This window comes from Streptomyces sp. CA-294286, from assembly GCF_050947155.1.
In the GTDB taxonomy this organism is placed as follows: Bacteria; Actinomycetota; Actinomycetes; order Streptomycetales; family Streptomycetaceae; genus Streptomyces.
Window position 1 is genome coordinate 2,776,103 of sequence record NZ_CP192005.1, and the last position, 16,004, is coordinate 2,792,106.

Annotated in this window: 12 protein-coding genes; 7 read left to right on the forward strand and 5 right to left on the reverse strand. The window is 72.4% G+C overall.

Features of this window, described 5'->3' with window-relative positions; translation table 11 throughout:
- The first annotated feature begins 126 nt into the window (after window positions 1-126).
- Window positions 127-1,101 (forward strand): phosphotransferase, encoded by a 975-nt coding sequence (locus ACQPZG_RS17095; RefSeq protein WP_433549442.1) that lies wholly within the window; start codon window positions 127-129, stop codon window positions 1,099-1,101.
- A gap of 58 nt (window positions 1,102-1,159) precedes the next feature.
- Here ACQPZG_RS17095 and ACQPZG_RS17100 read toward each other — a convergent pair whose 3' ends face one another.
- A complete protein-coding gene (locus tag ACQPZG_RS17100) occupies window positions 1,160-2,872 on the reverse strand; it encodes a protein kinase domain-containing protein (RefSeq protein ID WP_433546616.1) in 1,713 nt (570 codons plus the stop codon).
- Window positions 2,873-3,225: 353 nt separating this feature from the next.
- On the opposite strand from ACQPZG_RS17100, the gene ACQPZG_RS17105 reads away from it, so the two are divergent.
- From ACQPZG_RS17105 to ACQPZG_RS17130, 6 genes are all read left to right on the forward strand, one after another.
- Window positions 3,226-4,869, forward strand: a complete 1,644-nt coding sequence (locus tag ACQPZG_RS17105; protein WP_433546617.1) for a protein kinase domain-containing protein — start codon at window positions 3,226-3,228, stop codon at window positions 4,867-4,869.
- A gap of 198 nt (window positions 4,870-5,067) precedes the next feature.
- Window positions 5,068-5,781, forward strand: coding sequence for a hypothetical protein (locus tag ACQPZG_RS17110; protein WP_433546618.1), 714 nt, complete (start codon window positions 5,068-5,070; stop codon window positions 5,779-5,781).
- A gap of 104 nt (window positions 5,782-5,885) precedes the next feature.
- Window positions 5,886-6,560 carry a PadR family transcriptional regulator gene (locus ACQPZG_RS17115; RefSeq protein WP_433546619.1) on the forward strand — a complete coding sequence of 225 codons (675 nt, stop codon included), beginning with the start codon at window positions 5,886-5,888 and terminating at the stop codon, window positions 6,558-6,560.
- Window positions 6,561-6,732: 172 nt separating this feature from the next.
- Entirely contained in the window at window positions 6,733-7,536 is an 804-nt protein-coding gene (locus ACQPZG_RS17120) for an ABC transporter ATP-binding protein (protein ID WP_433546620.1), read from the forward strand.
- Window positions 7,533-10,418: an FtsX-like permease family protein gene (locus ACQPZG_RS17125; protein WP_433546621.1), complete on the forward strand. Its 2,886-nt coding sequence runs from the start codon at window positions 7,533-7,535 to the stop codon at window positions 10,416-10,418. Before ACQPZG_RS17120 ends, ACQPZG_RS17125 begins: the two co-directional genes overlap by 4 nt.
- Before the next feature lie 98 nt (window positions 10,419-10,516).
- Window positions 10,517-11,059, forward strand: a complete 543-nt coding sequence (locus ACQPZG_RS17130) for a bacterial proteasome activator family protein (protein ID WP_433546622.1) — start codon at window positions 10,517-10,519, stop codon at window positions 11,057-11,059.
- 236 nt (window positions 11,060-11,295) lie between these two features.
- Here the strand turns inward: ACQPZG_RS17130 and ACQPZG_RS17135 are convergent, their stop codons facing one another.
- The 4 genes from ACQPZG_RS17135 to ACQPZG_RS17150 all read right to left on the reverse strand — a co-directional run bounded on the left by ACQPZG_RS17135 (window position 11,296) and on the right by ACQPZG_RS17150 (window position 15,951).
- Window positions 11,296-12,276, reverse strand: a complete 981-nt coding sequence (locus ACQPZG_RS17135) for an NAD(P)H-quinone oxidoreductase (protein WP_433546623.1) — start codon at window positions 12,274-12,276, stop codon at window positions 11,296-11,298.
- Between the two features lie 88 nt (window positions 12,277-12,364).
- Window positions 12,365-13,474: a potassium channel family protein gene (locus ACQPZG_RS17140; protein WP_433546624.1), complete on the reverse strand. Its 1,110-nt coding sequence runs from the start codon at window positions 13,472-13,474 to the stop codon at window positions 12,365-12,367.
- A gap of 51 nt (window positions 13,475-13,525) precedes the next feature.
- Window positions 13,526-14,944, reverse strand: coding sequence for a molybdopterin molybdotransferase MoeA (locus ACQPZG_RS17145; protein ID WP_433546625.1), 1,419 nt, complete (start codon window positions 14,942-14,944; stop codon window positions 13,526-13,528).
- On the reverse strand, window positions 14,941-15,951 hold the full coding sequence (locus tag ACQPZG_RS17150) for a DUF6457 domain-containing protein (RefSeq protein WP_433546626.1): 1,011 nt from the start codon (window positions 15,949-15,951) through the stop codon (window positions 14,941-14,943). Before ACQPZG_RS17150 ends, ACQPZG_RS17145 begins: the two co-directional genes overlap by 4 nt.
- Window positions 15,952-16,004: the final 53 nt, after the last annotated feature.

Below are 16,004 nucleotides of genomic sequence, written 5' to 3' on the forward strand. Positions count from 1 at the left end.
GTGCCGCGCCCCTCCGCCCCCGCCCCCGCACCGGCCGAGCCCGCGAACGAAGCGGCCCCGCCCTTACGCAGGGCGCCCACCCCGTCCGCGCGCACGGCCGCCGCGCCCGCCCCACCGGTCGGCGAACTGCTGCGCCGCTACGCCGCCCCGGGGAAGCCGCTGTCCTGCGTGCGGGTCGCCCAGGGGCTGCTCAACCACGGTTTCCGGCTCGCCACCACCCGTGGCGACTACTTCCTCAAGCACCACCTCGACGGCGACCGGGCCGCCATCGCCCGTCAGCACCGGGCCACCCAGCGCCTGAAGGAACTGGGCGTGCCGGTCGCCCCGCCCGTCGCGGACACCCACGGCGACACCGTCGCCGTGATCGGCGGCCGCTGCTACGCCCTGCACCCCTGGGTCGACGGCAGACACCGCGACGGCGCCCAGCTCACCGCGACCGAGTCCCTGCGTCTGGGCGCCCTTCTGGGCGTCGTGCACACCTGCCTGGACCAGGTCATGGAGTCCGAGGCGGGCCGCGACGGCGGGCTGATCAGCGCGGACCCCCTCGACACCTTCGAGACCATCGACGAGTTGCTCCTGCTGGCCCGCAGCCGGCGCCCCCGTGACGCCTTCGACCTGCTGGCCGAACACCGTCTCCTGGAGCGCCGCGTCCTCCTGGAGCGGCACGCGCACCGGCGACCGCCGACGGGCGCCGAGCCGGCCGCCGGATGGGTGCACGGCGACTTCCACCCGCTCAACCTCCTCTACCGGGACGCCGAGCCCGCCGCCATCGTCGACTGGGACCGGCTCGCGGTGCAGCCCCGCGCCGAGGAGGCGGTACGTGCGGCCGCCATCTTCTTCGTACGGCCGGACGGCCGTCTGGAGCTGGACAAGGCACGCGCGTACGCACGCGCGTACCGCCGCACGGCGGGCGCTGGGGAGGACGAGCTGGCCGCCGCGGTGCACCGGGTGTGGTGGGAGCGGCTCAACGACTTCTGGATACTTCGCTGGCGCTACCAGCTGCACGACCGAAGGGCCGACCCGCAGTTTCCTGCGGTGTCGGCCCTGGCGGTCTGGTGGACCGAGGAGTACGAGGCGGTACTGGACGCCTTCGCGGGGTGAGCTGCCGCGGAGTATCGCTCCGGCCGTCCGCGGCCCGGCCGTCCGGCGGGCGGGCCGGTCAGGTTGCCGCGCCCTCCACAGCGCCACCGTCACCGGCACCGCCGGGGGCCGCACCGCCGGGAGCAGCGCCCCCGTCGCCCGCGCCGCCGGGAGCAGCACCGCCGGGAGCCGCGCCGCCGGGAGCCGCACCCCCGTCACCCGCGCCGCCGGGAGCAGCACCGCCGGGGGCCGCACCGCCGGGAGCCGCACCCCCGTCACCCGCGCCGCCGGGAGCCGCGCCGCCGTCAGCGACACCGCCGCCGGGGGTGCCGCCGGGAGTTCCGCCGGGGCCGGTGGGGTCGCCGGTCGGTACCTTGGTGGGCTCCGTGGTCGGGGTCTTCGAGGGCTTCCTCACCGGTGGCGGGGGCACGGGGTTCCCGCCGGTCGAGCTGTTGCCGGTCGAGGAGCCGTTGCCGGTGTCCTCGCCGCCGTCACCGGGAGTCTCGTCGTCCCCGGTGGGCGAGGGGGTGCTGCCGTCCGTGGGCGACGGCGTGCTGGACACGCTCGTCTCGTTCGGCTTCGGCTTGTCGGGCGGGGTGCCCCGCGTCGTCGCGTAGACGACGCCGGCCGCGATCGCCAGGAGTGCGAGGATCGCGAAGATCCACACCTTGCCGCGCCCGGGGCGGCGGTCGTCGTAGCCCTCGTCGTAGGAAGACCCGTCGTGCGGGTTGCCGGGCGGGAGCATCGCGCCGCCCTGCCGGAACTGCGAGGTGTCGCTGTGCTGCGGGTGGCCCATGGCGGCGGTGGCGGCGGTGCCGTGCGCCGGGGTGTAGCCGGACTCGTGCATGACGACGGGGCCGGTGTTCCAGGTGCCGGTGTGGCTGCCCTGCTGCTGAAGCATCTGAAGGCCGTACTGGACCAGCCCGCGCATCTCCTCGGCGCTCTGGAACCGGTCGTCCGGGTCCTTCGCGAGGGCACGCATGGCCAGGCCGTCGAGCTCCGGCGGGGCCACGTCCGACATCTCGGAGGGCGGGACGGGGAGGTCCTGCACGTGCTGGTAGACCACCGAGAGCGGCGTCTCGCCCATGAACGGGGGGCGCAGCGCGAGCAGCTCGTACAGCAGGCAGCCCGTGGCGTACAGGTCGGAGCGGTGGTCGACGGCCTTGCCGAGCGCCTGCTCGGGCGAGAGGTACTGGGGGGTGCCCATGACCATGCCGGTCTGCGTCATCGTCGACTGCACGCCGTGCAGGGCGCGGGCGATGCCGAAGTCCATGACCTTGACGGCGCCGCTGTGCGTGATGATCACGTTCGCGGGCTTGATGTCGCGGTGCACGATGCCGTGCTGGTGGCTGTAGGCGAGCGCTTCGAGCACGCCGGAGACGATGATCAGCGCCTGCTCGGGGCCCGGGGCCTCGGCGTTGAGCAGCAGGTCGCGGATGGTGTTGCCCTCGACGAGCTCCATCACGATGTACGGGACGAGGTTGCCGCCGATGCGGTCCTCACCCGAGTCGTACACGGCGACCACGGCATGGTGGTTGAGGCCGGCGACCGACTGGGCCTCGCGCGTGAAGCGGGCCTTGGCGACCGGGTCCTCGGCCAGGTCGGAGCGCAGCAGCTTCACCGCGACCGTGCGGCCGAGCCGTACGTCCTCCGCAGCGAAGACCTCCGCCATGCCGCCGCGACCGAGACGGTGGGTCAGCCGGTAGCGGCCATCACCGACAAGTCCGCCCATACCGAACGATTCCGGCAGGTCAGACACTCCACCGCCGGTGTCCTCGGGTTCGGGTGCCATCAGTCCTCGCCGTCATCATCTGTCCGCGTCGGCGCACGCAGCGCGTCGCGGTCGTCCCATGGTTCTCCGCCACGTCACGCTACAGCCTCCTAGGAGGGGCCCCTGCTCCCCAAAGGACCTGCCATCAAAACCGTTGCGCCTGTACCCGTGCAAATTACCCACCCTTCGAGGCGCCGCGGGTAACGCTTCCGAGACTCTTCCTTGCGCGTACGGTCACGGAACGGGCACCTCGCTTGACGTGTCGGTGCCCTCGGGCAGACTTGGCCCGTAATGCGGGACGGTCGCGGATTGTCTCCAGGGGCAAGCAGCGATGGACTGACGCGGAACCGCCGCGCCGAGGGGGATGCACAGTCATGAGCCAGGACGGCACACAGGGCCGGTACGCGGGCGGCTCGGTGGCGGGTGGTCGCTACCAGCTCCGCGACCTCCTCGGCGAGGGCGGCATGGCGTCGGTCTACCTGGCGTACGACTCGGCACTCGACCGCCAGGTCGCGATCAAGACATTGCATACGGAACTCGGCCGCGAAGCCGCCTTCCGCGAGCGGTTCCGGCGCGAGGCACAGGCTGTGGCCAAGCTCTCGCACCCCAACATCGTCTCGGTCTTCGACACCGGCGAGGACACGGTCCTGTACGCCGGTTCCGCCGCGGCCGGCGAGGCCCCGATGCCGTACATCGTCATGGAGTACGTCGAGGGCGACCCGCTCGGTTCGGTCCTGGCCGCCGACATCCAGCGTCACGGCGCGATGCCCGCCGACAAGGCCCTGAAGATCACCTCCGACGTGCTGGCGGCGCTGGAGACCAGCCACGAGATGGGCCTGGTGCACCGCGACATCAAGCCCGGCAACGTGATGATGACCAAGCGCGGCGTCGTCAAGGTCATGGACTTCGGCATCGCCCGCGCGATGCAGTCCGGCGTCACGTCGATGACGCAGACCGGCATGGTCGTCGGCACCCCTCAGTACCTCTCGCCCGAGCAGGCGCTGGGGCGCGGCGTGGACGCCCGCTCCGACCTCTACTCGGTCGGCATCATGCTGTTCCAGCTGCTCACCGGGCGGCTCCCGTTCGAGGCGGACTCGCCGCTGGCCATCGCGTACGCGCACGTCCAGGAGGAGCCGGTCGCCCCGTCCTCCATCAACCGGACGATCCCGCCGGCCGTCGACGCGCTCGTCGCCCGCGCGCTGAAGAAGAACCCGAACGAGCGCTTCCCGAGCGCCGCCGCGATGGCCGACGAGTGCGCGCGCGTGCTCACCACCGTTCAGCCGGGCGCCGCCCCGGCCATCGTTCCGGGCAGCGGGCCGGCCCAGGCCAGCGGCTCCGGGGTCGGCTCCGCGGTGTTCCCGCCCGTCGATCAGAGCGGGCAGGTCCCGTCGGGCCACGTGCAGCAGCCGTACCTGCCGCCGACGCCGGGCCCGTACGGGCACCCCACCCCGACGCCGACCGGCCATCCGACGCCCCCCGTGCAGGGCGCGTACGGATACCCGCAGCAGCCGGGCTACTCGACGCCGCCGCCCACGCCCTACGGACAGCACGCGGCGCAGGGCCCCCACACGCACGTTCCCGCCGCCAAGAAGAACAGCATGCCGCTGATCATCGGGGCGATCGTGATCGCGCTGGTCGCGATCGGCGGCGTGGTCTATGCCCTCCAGCCGACGGAGAAGCCCCCCGCCAACGAGGGTGCCGATCAGACCTCGGGGCAGAAGGCCGGCTTCAAGGGCCCGGACCGGTCGAAGACCATCAAGTCCACGGAATGCACCGTTCCGAAGGAGGACGAACTCGACCCCACCAAGGTCAAGACGCCCGACTTCATCTACAAGAACGTCCGTTCCGTGAAGGAGTGCCTCCGAGAGGCCGGCTGGAAGGTCCGGGAGAAGCCGATCGACGAGAACCAGTGGGGCGAAGAGTCGGTCATCGAGCAGTACCCGGGCGCGGGGTACGCGATCGACCCGGAGAAGACCACCATTGAGCTGACGGTCTCGACCGGCAACCCGCCGCAGTAGCCGTACGCGGCGTGGTGCCGGGTGGTACGCCGAACCCGCAGCCCGGCAAGTCCGGCGCGTCAAGGACGGCAGCCGGCCGACGCGCCCGTCAAGGAGGACTCCCGCTTCCGTTCGGACCGGCCCGAGTGCCCGTTTTGTCGCGGTGTGTGACGCTGATTCCGGCAGGCTCGGCGCTACCGGACGGGAGGCGGTCGCCCCATGGCTCCAAGGCTCCGTGCACAGTTCGCGGCCGCGCTGGCGGCAACCCTGTGGTGGTGCGGCCTCCCGGCCCACGCGGCGGGCTCCACTCCGGGCGGGTTCGCTGCTCCGGACGCGTTCGTCGCTCCGGCCGGGTTCATCGCTCCGGCCGGCTCCGCAGGAGCGCACACCTCGCTCGGGCCGGTCGGCCGCGCGCCGGGCGCCCAGGGGTCGGACAGCCGCGGCCGGACGGGTTCGCCCGGCTCCATCGCCCCGCCCGTTTCTTTCGGCTCTCCCGACCTGATCCGTTCCCGCGACCCGGTCGCCTCACCCGCCCCGACCGGCCTTTCCGGCCCGGCGGCCCCGCCCGCCCCGCCCAGCCCGCGCGGCGCGGGTCAGCGCCTCGCCGATCCCTCCTCCGAGCAGTTCGCGGGGCGCCTGGCAGGAGTCGGACGGACCAGGCCGGGACGGGCGCCCGACCCCGAAGAGGTATTTCCTCTTCGTATCTCCGTCCCGCAGGCCCCGCCCGTACACCGCCCGCCGAAGGCCCGTCCGTCCGCTCCGGCCACCCCGCACGCGACCCGCCCGTCGCCCCACCCGCACACGTCGGACCAGCCGATGGCGGTGCCACCGCCCCGCACCTTCGACATCCGGCCGCTTCCCCTGGGCGCCGGAATCGCCCTGGTGGGCCTGGGGCTGGGCTTCCTCGCGCTCCGCCTGCGCCGAACGGGCTGAGACCCGCGCCCGATGCCTTCCGCACCCACCAGAGCCTCCCCGAAGGGCTCCGGCACCACCCCTCGCACTTGCCACGCCCGCCATACCGGGTATACATACTCAGTATGTCGATCCGCCACGGCCTTCTGGCCCTCCTGGAACAGGGCCCCCGCTACGGCTCCCAGTTGCGCACCGAGTTCGAGTCCCGTACGGGTGCCACCTGGCCGCTGAACGTCGGGCAGGTCTACACGACCCTCAGCCGACTGGAACGTGACGGCATGGTCGCCCCCAACGGCGACGACGACGCGGGCCACCCGCTGTACGCGATCACCGACGCGGGCCGCGCGGAACTGCACCAGTGGTTCGAGCGCCCTGTCGACCGCACCAGCCCGCCCCGCGACGAGCTCGCCATCAAGCTCGCCATGGCCATCGGCGCGCCGGGCGTCGACATCCGGGCCGTCATCCAGGCCCAGCGGCACGCGACCCTGAAGGCGATGCAGGACTACACGCGGCTCAAGGCGCAAGCGTTGATCGCCGTCGAGTCCGGAGCCGGCCAGGAGACCCACCGGGGGCGCGACGACATGGCCTGGCTGCTCGTCCTGGAACAGCTGATCTTCCAGACCGAGGCCGAGGCCCGGTGGCTCGACCACTCCGAGTCCCGGCTGGTGCGGCTCTCCGCCTCGGCCGCGCGGGGAGCGACGCCGCCACAGGCCGGACCTTCCGACCCGTCGACCGCTCCTGCCGTCTCGGCGGGCAGCCGGAAACCGAGGAGTGCCGCTGCCCGCTTCGGCCGGCACTGAGCCCTTCTCGCGGACACGGCCCCGCTCCCGTGCGGTCGCCTGCCCGCACTGCCACAGCAGTCCCACGACGACCGCCGCTTCACGACGGCCGCCTTCCGTACGACCACCGCTTCCGTACGACCGCTGCCCGGCGTCCCTTGCCGCGCAGCCTTCCCAGGGGGGAACCACGCTCATGCCCGACCAGTCACATCTGCCCCAGCAGTCACATCAGCCCCACCAGCCACCTCGGACTCAGCCTGTGCTGCAACTGGAGCAGCTGACTCGCGTGCACGGCAGCGGCGCCACCGAGGTGCACGCGCTGCGCGGCGTGAACCTGTCCGTCCTGCCCGGTGAACTCGTCGCGGTCATGGGCCCCTCCGGCTCCGGCAAGTCGACGCTGCTCACCATCGCGGGCGGCCTCGACAGCCCCACCTCGGGGCGGGTCGTCGTCGAGGGCACCGACATCACCCGGGCCAGCCGCAAGCAACTCGCCGCCCTGCGCCGCCGGAGCATCGGCTACGTCTTCCAGGACTACAACCTCATCCCGGCGCTGACCGCCGCCGAGAACGTCTCCCTGCCCCGCGAGCTCGACGGCGTCTCCGCCCGCAAGGCCCGCGTCTCCGCACTCGCCGCCCTGGAGGAAATGGACCTCGGGCACCTCGCCGATCGCTTCCCGGACGAGATGTCCGGTGGTCAGCAGCAGCGGGTGGCGATCGCCCGCGCCCTGGTCGGCGACCGTCGGCTGGTGCTCGCGGACGAACCGACCGGTGCTCTGGACTCCGAGACCGGCGAATCCGTCCTCGCCCTGTTGCGCGCGCGCTGCGAGGCGGGCGCGGCCGGCATCCTCGTCACCCACGAGCCGCGCTTCGCGGCCTGGGCCGACCGCGTGGTCTTCCTGCGTGACGGCTCCGTGGTCGACGAGACCATGCGATCCGGAGCCGAGTCACTGCTCGCCGTCGGCGGCCCCGACGCCGCCGGTCAGGCGGGCGTCAAGTGACCGGTTGGTACCACTCCTGGCTCGCGGCCATCCGCATCGCCCGCCGCGACGCCTGGCGCTCCAAGGGCCGCAGCCTCCTGGTCCTCTCCATGATCGCGCTGCCCATCCTCGGCGTGAGCGCCGTCGACGTCACCCTGCGCAGCGCCGAACTGAGCGTCGCCGACCGGATGGACCGCCGGCTCGGCGCAGCCGACGCGCTGCTGACCGACAGCGGGACGGGCGGCGCGCCCATCGAGCAGAACCCTCACCTCGGCACCCCGGGCAACGACAACTGGCAGCCCCTCGGCGGCTGGGACGCCTACCACAGCAAGCCCTCTCCCGAGGGCCGCGCGGACCTCGCGAAGGCGCTTCCAGCAGGGACGAAAACCCTCGCCGACACGAAGGGACACACCCCGCTCCGCACCCAGCACGGGCTCCTCCAGACCGAGGTACGCGAGCTGAAGGCCACCGACCCGCTGGCGAAGGGCCTGATGGTCCTCGGCGAGGGCCGCTTCCCCGAGAAGGCCGACGAGATCGCCGCGACCCACCATTTCCTGGAAGCGGGTGGCCTTTCCGTCGGGGACAAGGTCACACCGCGCTCGCTGGACACCGAGTTCACCATCGTCGGCGCCTACGAGCTGCCCGACGAGCTGAAACTCGACCAGATCAACGCACTGCCCGGCACCTTCCTCGGCCCGCTGAACAAGTCCCTCCTCGGGCAGGGCCTTTCGCCCACGGGTGGCGAGACGAGCTACCTGGTCGGCCTGGGCGGCGGCGAAGGTTTCACGTGGAACATGGTCAAGGAGGTCAACTCCAAGGGCGTCGCCGTGCTCTCCCGTGCGGTCGCCCTGAACCCGCCCGCCGACTCCGAGGTCCCGTACTACCAGCACAGCGCATCGCGTGACAGCTCCGGCGGATCGGCCGGCGCGCTGGCGGCAGCCGCCACCGTCGTCGGTCTCGCCCTCCTGGAGATCTGTCTGCTGGCCGGCCCGGCCTTCGCCGTGGGCGCCCGCCGTTCCCGCCGCCAGCTCGGCCTGGTAGGTGCCAACGGCGGCGACCGCCGCCACATCCGGGCCATCGTGCTGTCCGGCGGGCTGGTCATCGGCGTCGCCGCCGCCGTCGTCGGCACGGTACTCGGAATCGCCCTGACGCTGGCGCTCCAGCCCGTCCTGGAGGGGTACCTCGGTCAGCGGTTCGGTGCCTTCGAGCTGCGCCCGCTGGAACTGTTCGGCATCGCCCTGCTCGCCGTGCTCACCGGACTGATGGCGGCGATCGTGCCCGCCGTCACGGCCTCCCGCCAGCCCGTCCTGGCCTCTCTGACCGGGCGGCGCGGAGTCCGCAAGGCCAACCGGGTGCTTCCGGTCGTCGGTCTGGTCGCCGTCGCGCTCGGCGCGGCCATCGCCCTGTACGGGGCCGTGGCCAGCGACAGCTTCCTCCTCGTCGCGGGCGGCAGCGCTCTCGCCGAGCTCGGAGTGGTGGCCCTGACCCCGGTTCTCGTCGGTCTGTTCGGGCGGCTCGGCGGCCGGTTGCCGCTCTCGCCGCGGCTCGCCCTGCGCGACGCGGTACGCAACAGGGGACGCACGGCGCCCGCCGTCGCCGCGGTACTGGCCGCCGTCGCGGGCACCGTCGCGGTCGCCACGTACACCGCCAGCACCGACGCCAAGCAGCGTGCCGACTACCAGGAGATGCTCCCGTACGGGGTCGGGTCCGCCACCGCCGACGAGGCGGGCGGACGCGATGTGAACGCCATGCGGTCCGCCGTGCAGGCGAACCTGCCGCTCGACGTCCTCGCCGAAGTCCAGCGCATCGTCGTGGGGGACAAGAAGTGCACCCCGTACAGCGACGACGCCAAGTGCGGACAGTACGAGGTCCAGATACCGAAGGCCAACCGCTGTCCCCTCCACGAGGGCGGTGCCGCGGCCAGTGACCCGAGAGAGCGGTTCTCCGTCGAGGAACGGCGGGCGCTGGCCGAGGACTGGCGCTGCACCATGGAGTTCACCGGAAACGCGCCCGGCGTCGGCGGGGTGACCGTCGGGGACGAGAAGATCCTGAAGGTTCTCAAAATCACCGACCCGGGTGTCGTGAACGCCGTCAAGCAGGGCAGGACCGTCTCCTTCGAACGCGCCCACTTCGACAAGAACAACGCCGGCAAGGTCGGCATCAAGGTCGTCACCGATCACAAGAAGGCCGAAGCGGCGCTGACCGCCGGCAAGGAGGCGCCCGGAAAGGTCACCTACCTGCCGGCCCACCTGGCGCCCGAGAGCGTCAAGCCGTACGGCATCCAGCTCCTCGTGCCCCCGGCCGCCGCCAAGGCCGCCGGGTTCACCACGGTGCCCTACGGCCTGGTCTTCTCGACGTCCGCGCTGCCCAGCACCGAACAGACCCAGTCCCTGAACGGCGCGTTCGACAAGATCGGCCTCACCACGACGCCGTACATCGAGTCCGGGTACTCCGGCAGCACCGGCATCGTGCTGCTCGCCCTGACGGTGTTCGCCGGACTGGTCACGATCGGTGCCGCGGGCATCGCCACCGGTCTCGCCCAGGCCGACGCCGAACCCGATCTGAAGACCCTCACTGCGGTCGGCGCACCCCCGCGGGTACGTCGCGCCCTCAGCGGGTTCCAGTGCGGGACGGTCGCCCTGATGGGTGTGGTCCTCGGCTCGGCGGCAGGTGTCCTGCCCTCGATCGGTCTCCTGCTCAACCAGCGGCGGGCCGACGCGTCCCTCCGCCAGGAGAGCATCGACCAGGGCTGGGGGGACGGCATGAGCACCACGGAGATCCCCATCGTGATCCCGTGGGAGACCCTGGGCGCGCTCGTGATCGCCGTACCGGTCGGCGCGGCACTCCTCGCGGCACTGGTCACCCGCTCCCGGGGCGCGCTCGCCCGGCGTGCGGAGGCCTGAGTCGGCACTTGGCGCAACCTGTGCCCCCGTATGAAGGTGGATCACCTTTGTACGGGGGCACACCCCGTGGTGAAGCAGGTGTACGAGACAATGGCGGCATGGAGATGCCGAGGAGTGAACGGTCGCAGGAGAGCCCCAAGATCCTGGTCGTCGGGCAGGACCAAATGGCGCTCGGCGGCGGTGACGACGAGTCGCGCGAGGTGCCAGTGACAGACATGGTCGAACAGCCCGCGAAGGTCATGCGGATCGGCAGCATGATCAAGCAACTCCTGGAGGAGGTCCGCGCGGCCCCTCTGGACGAGGCGAGCCGGGTGCGGCTCAAGGACATTCACGCCAGCTCCGTGAAGGAGCTGGAGGACGGGCTCGCCCCCGAGCTCGTCGAGGAACTGGAACGCCTCTCGCTGCCTTTCACCGAGGAGGCCATTCCCTCCGAGGCGGAACTGCGGATCGCGCAGGCCCAGTTGGTGGGGTGGCTCGAAGGGCTCTTCCACGGCATTCAGACCGCGCTGTTCGCCCAGCAGATGGCGGCACGCGCCCAGCTGGAGCAGATGCGCCGGGCGCTGCCGCCGGGCGCATCCCACGAGGACGACGAGGAAGGCGGCCACGGGCCCGCGGCCCGCACGGGCGGACCGTACCTGTAGGTCGCGTCGCGCGGCAGCCTCGTCGGTGAGCCGTGCACAGACGGCTCGGGTCCCTCCGTGTGCACGGAGGGACCCGAGCCGCCTGTCTTCCCGTCGAACCGTCAGTTTTTCCGCCGGGCCACCGGTTTCCCGCCGAGCTGCCTGTCTCTCCGCCGGTCCGCCTGCTTCCCCCCGGGCGGCCTGTTCCCCCGCGACCCTTCGGGGCGATCGGCGCACGGTCAGCGGCTCCTCGGCGGTCAGCCCACGGCGAGCAGGACCTTGCCGATGTGGCTGCCCTCGTCCAGCGCCTTGTGCGCCTCGGACGCCTGGTCCACGGGGAAGACCCGGTCGACCACCGGGCGCACCCGGCCGGCGGCGATGAGCGGCCACACGTGCTCGCGCACCGCCGCGACGATCGCCGCCTTCTCCCCCGCCGGCCGGGCCCGCAGCGACGTCGCCGTGATCGCGGCCCGCTTGCGCAGCAGGGCGTTGAGGTTCAGCTCGCCCTTCACGCCGCCCTGGAGACCGATGATCGCGAGACGACCGTTGGTGGCGAGCGCCTTCACGTTCTGGTCCAGGTACTTGGCGCCGATGATGTCGAGGATGACGTCCGCGCCCTTGCCTTCGGTGGCCTTGCGCACCTCCTGCACGAAGTCCTGTTCGCGGTAGTCGATGAGGACGTCGGCGCCCAGTTCGGCACAGCGCGCCAGCTTCTCCGGTCCGCCGGCCGTGACCGCGACACGGGCCCCGACGGCCTTGGCGAGCTGAATGGCCATGGTGCCGATGCCGCTGGCACCGCCGTGCACGAGGAGCGTCTCCCCCGGACGCAGGTGGGCGATCATGAAGACGTTCGACCAGACCGTGGCGGTCACCTCGGGCAGCGCCGCCGCCGTCACCAGGTCCACGCCCTCGGGTACGGGCAGCAGCTGTCCGGCCGGGACGGCGACCTTCTGCGCGTACCCGCCGCCCGTGAGCAGGGCGCACACCTCGTCCCCGACCGCCCAGCCGTGGACGCCGGCGCCCACCGCGACGATCCGTCCCGAGCACTCCAGGCCGGGATAGCGGGACGCGCCCGGCGGCGGGTCGTAGAAGCCCTGTCGCTGGAGCAGGTCGGCACGGTTGACGGCGCTCGCGGCAACCTCGACGAGGACCTCTCCCTCGTCCGGAACGGGGTCGGGGACCTCCGCCCAGACGAGTGCCTCGGGGCCACCGGGTTCAGGGATCGTGATCGCATGCATGGACTCGACGCTACCCCCGGTACCTGTGATCAGTCCGAAGACCCTTGCGAAGGGCACCCCGAAGGCTCACACAACGGGCCCCGAAGCACTATTCCGCCGAGGTCACCCGTACGCTGTGGCCCCCGTCGGGGCCCCCCGTCGACACCCGTGCGATCGCGATCACCCGGTCGGTGGACTGGAGCGGGCTGGCCGCCGGATCGTCGTAGCCGAGCAGCCGGTGCCCGCGCAGGACGTTGACCACCAGGTCTTCGGTCTCCCGGACGCTCTTGCCGACCTCGCTCTTTATGACCGGCCGCTCGATCAGGTCGAGGCCGCTGCCCTGCTGGATCAGGTCCTCCATCACCGTGCCCGCGCTCGGGCTGAGCACCGAAAGACCGAGCAGGCGGCCCGCCGCGCTCGCGCTGGTGATCACGGCGTCCGCTCCGGACTGCCGCAGCAGCGGCGCGTTCTCCTCCTCACGGACCGCTGCGACGATCTTCGCGCCGCGGTTGAGCTGACGGGCGGTGAGGGTGACCAGAACCGCCGTGTCGTCGCGCTGGGTGGCGATGACGATCTGCCGCGCCCGCTGGAGCTCCGCCCGCAGCAGCACGTCGCTGCGCGTCGCGTCGCCGATCACCCCGGTCAGTCCCTCTGCGTTCGCGGTCTCGACGACCTTGGCGCTCGGGTCGACCACGACGATCTGTTCCTTCTTCAGTCCGGTCGCGAAGAGGGTCTGCATCGCGGACCGGCCCTTGGTGCCGTAACCGATGACGACGGTGTGGTCGCGCAACTGGGACCTCCAGCGGTTCAGTCGGAACTCTTCCCTCGTCCGTTCGGTGAGGACTTCGAGAGTGGTGCCGACCAGGATGATCAGGAAGAGGACGCGCAACGGCGTCACGAGCAGCACATTGCTGAGCCGTGCGCCGTCGCTGTAGGGGACGATGTCGCCGTAGCCCGTGGTGGAGAGGGTGACGGTCGAGTAGTAGACGGCGTCGAGGAGATCCACGCTGCCGTCGGAGTTGTCGTGGTAGCCGTTGCGGTCGAACCAGACGAGGAGCACCGTCGTCAGCAGCACCAGCATTGCCATCAGCAGACGCTTGCCGACCTGCCGCAGTGGGCGTTCGAGCACCTGCTTCGGCAACTTCACCGGGGCGGCGGTCAGATGCTCCTCGGCGGCTCTGGCCATTGCGTCGTCACCGGGTAGTTTCACGTGAAACATCCTTCCGTGCGGGCGGGCGTTTCACGTGCGACAACGGGAGAGCGGGCTGTTTCACGTGAAACACCCTTCTGCCCAGGGCAGGTCGAGAATCTCCAGCTCGTCCCCGGCCCGTGCGCCACCGGGCGGTACTACGGCCAGCCCGTCGGCCGCCGCGATGCCGCGCAGCATCGCGGGACCGTTGTAGTGCAGCGGTACGGAATGCTCGACGCCGGTACGGGGGTCGGTGCGGTGGGTGACGGGCACGAGACGGGTGGAGACGGGGTGGCCGGGGATCGCGTCGCGGACGGGCGCCCGGTAGGGCTCCGGGGCGGGGCGGTGGGCGAGCCCCCGCAGCAGCGGCTCGGCCAGGGTCAGCAGGCCGGACACCGCGGCGAGCGGATTGCCGGGCAGGCCCACGAGATGGGTGTCGGGAGCGAGACGGGCCAGCAGCATGGGGTGACCGGGGCGCACGTCGACTCCGTCGACGAGGAGTTCGGCGCCTGCTGCCGCAAGGAACGGGTGGACGTGGTCGACCGGCCCGGCGGCGGTGCCCCCGGTGGTGACGACCACGTCGGCCTCGGTGCCGAGTACTGCCTTGCGCAGGGCCTGCGGGTCGTCGCCCAGGCATCGGGTGTCGAGGACTTCGGCACCGAGCGCGCGCAGCCAGGGTGCGAGCAGCGGGCCGAGCGCGTCGCGGACCATGCCGTCGTGCGGGAGGCCCTCGGTCAGCAACTCGTCGCCCAGGACCAGCACCTCGACCGTGGGGCGGGCAATCGTCGACAGGACGTCGTACCCGGCGGCGGCGGCCAGTCCGAGCACAGCCGGGGTCACCGTGGATCCCGCGGGCAGCAACCGGTCGCCGGTGCGGCATTCCTGGCCGCGCGGACGGATGTCCTGACCCGGGGTGACCTCCCGTCGGGCGTGCAGCCGCAGCTTCGCCTCGTCCGTGTGGGCGTGCTCGCTGCGGATCACGGCGGTCGTGTCGGCGGGCACCCGGGCTCCGGTGGCGATCCGTACCGCCTCGCCGTCGGAGAGGGGGGCGGGGGCGGCCCGTCCGGCGAGGATGCCCGTGCCCTGTCGGTACGCCCACGGGCCGGGGCCGGCGACGGCCCAGCCGTCCATGGCGGAGGTGTCGAAGGACGGCAGGTCGGTGAGTGCGGTCAGCGGCTCGGCGAGGACCTGACCGAGCGCCTGGACCAGGGGGGCCCGGCGAGGGCGGGCCGGCACGGCACGCCCGGCCCGGCCTGCCTCGGCGCGTGCCTCGGCCCAGGGGGTGGCCGTGGGGTGGGCGCCGGGAGCGGAGGTCGGACCGGCCTCCGCGTGCCCGGCCGGAGCGTCCGGCGCGGGCCGCGCGGCGGTTTCGGCGGGGCCGTCGGCGGGAGTGGGCGAAGCGGCCGGTGCTGCACCCGGTGCGGGCACGGCGGGCTGCTCGCGGTTCACCAGGGCGAGGGCCTGCTCGATCCCGTCGATGTCGTTCTCGGAGTCGTTCATGCCCGGCCCTCCGGCGAGGACGCCTGTGTGTCCGCCGGTGATCCCGGCTGCGTCCCGGGCACCGGCCCGGCCTGCTCTCCCGGCACCGGTGCCGCCTGCTTGTCCGGCTGCGGCCCCGTCTGTGTTTCCGCCACCCAGCGCTCGGCGAGGGCAGCGGCCTTGCGGACGGCTTCGGCGACGGCCTGGGGGCCCTGGCCGGCTGCCCGTCCCGCCGCGTACCCGACCAGGAACGTGGTGAGGGGGGCGGCGGGCCGGGCGACGCCGTGCGCGGCGTCGCGGGCGAGGTCGAGGAGGAGGGTGGTGTCGACGTCGAGCTCGACACCGAGTTCGTCCTTGACTGCGGTGATCCATTCATCCAGCACATGCCCATGCTCCCTGATGCGGGCGCGGGCCGTTGCGATGTCCTCCCAGGTGTCGCAGTCGAAGGAGGCCCGCGGGGCGGCCCCGGTGACCCGGGCGAGGGCGAGCTCGGCGGTGAGCAGGCGCAGGGGCAGCCCGTTCAGGGAGCCGTACTCCGTCGCGAGCAGGGCCAGTTCCCGGCGCAGGGCTTCCGTCCGGTAGACGGCGACGAGCGGCTGGTCGCGCCCGTCGGCGTCGACCAGCAGCGCGCCTTCCGGGCCGCGCGCGTCCTGCCCGCCGTCCCGCCTCTCGCCCGGCCCGCGTTCCAGGGTCCGTACGAGAGCGCTCACCGTCGCCGCGTCCACGAACGGCAGGTCGACCGAGAGGACCACGATGCGGTCGGCGCGCGTCTCCCGCACTCCGGCGTCGAGCGCGGCCAGCGGCCCTCCACCGGGCGGATCCTCCCGCGCCCAGGTCACCGGCCGCGCGGTGGCGTGCCGGCCGCCGACGACCACGGTGGTCGTGGCGTCGGCACAGGCCGCCAGAACCCGGTTGAGGAGAGTCCTGCCGCCGATCCGCACAGCGGCCTTGTCCACCCCGCCGAGCCGCCGCCCGGCCCCACCGGACAGCACGACGGCGTCATACGCGGCAGTACTCATGGCGCTCATGGGGAAAGTATGTACGGCCCGCTCTACCGGGTGGCGGGCCGTACCCCCTCATC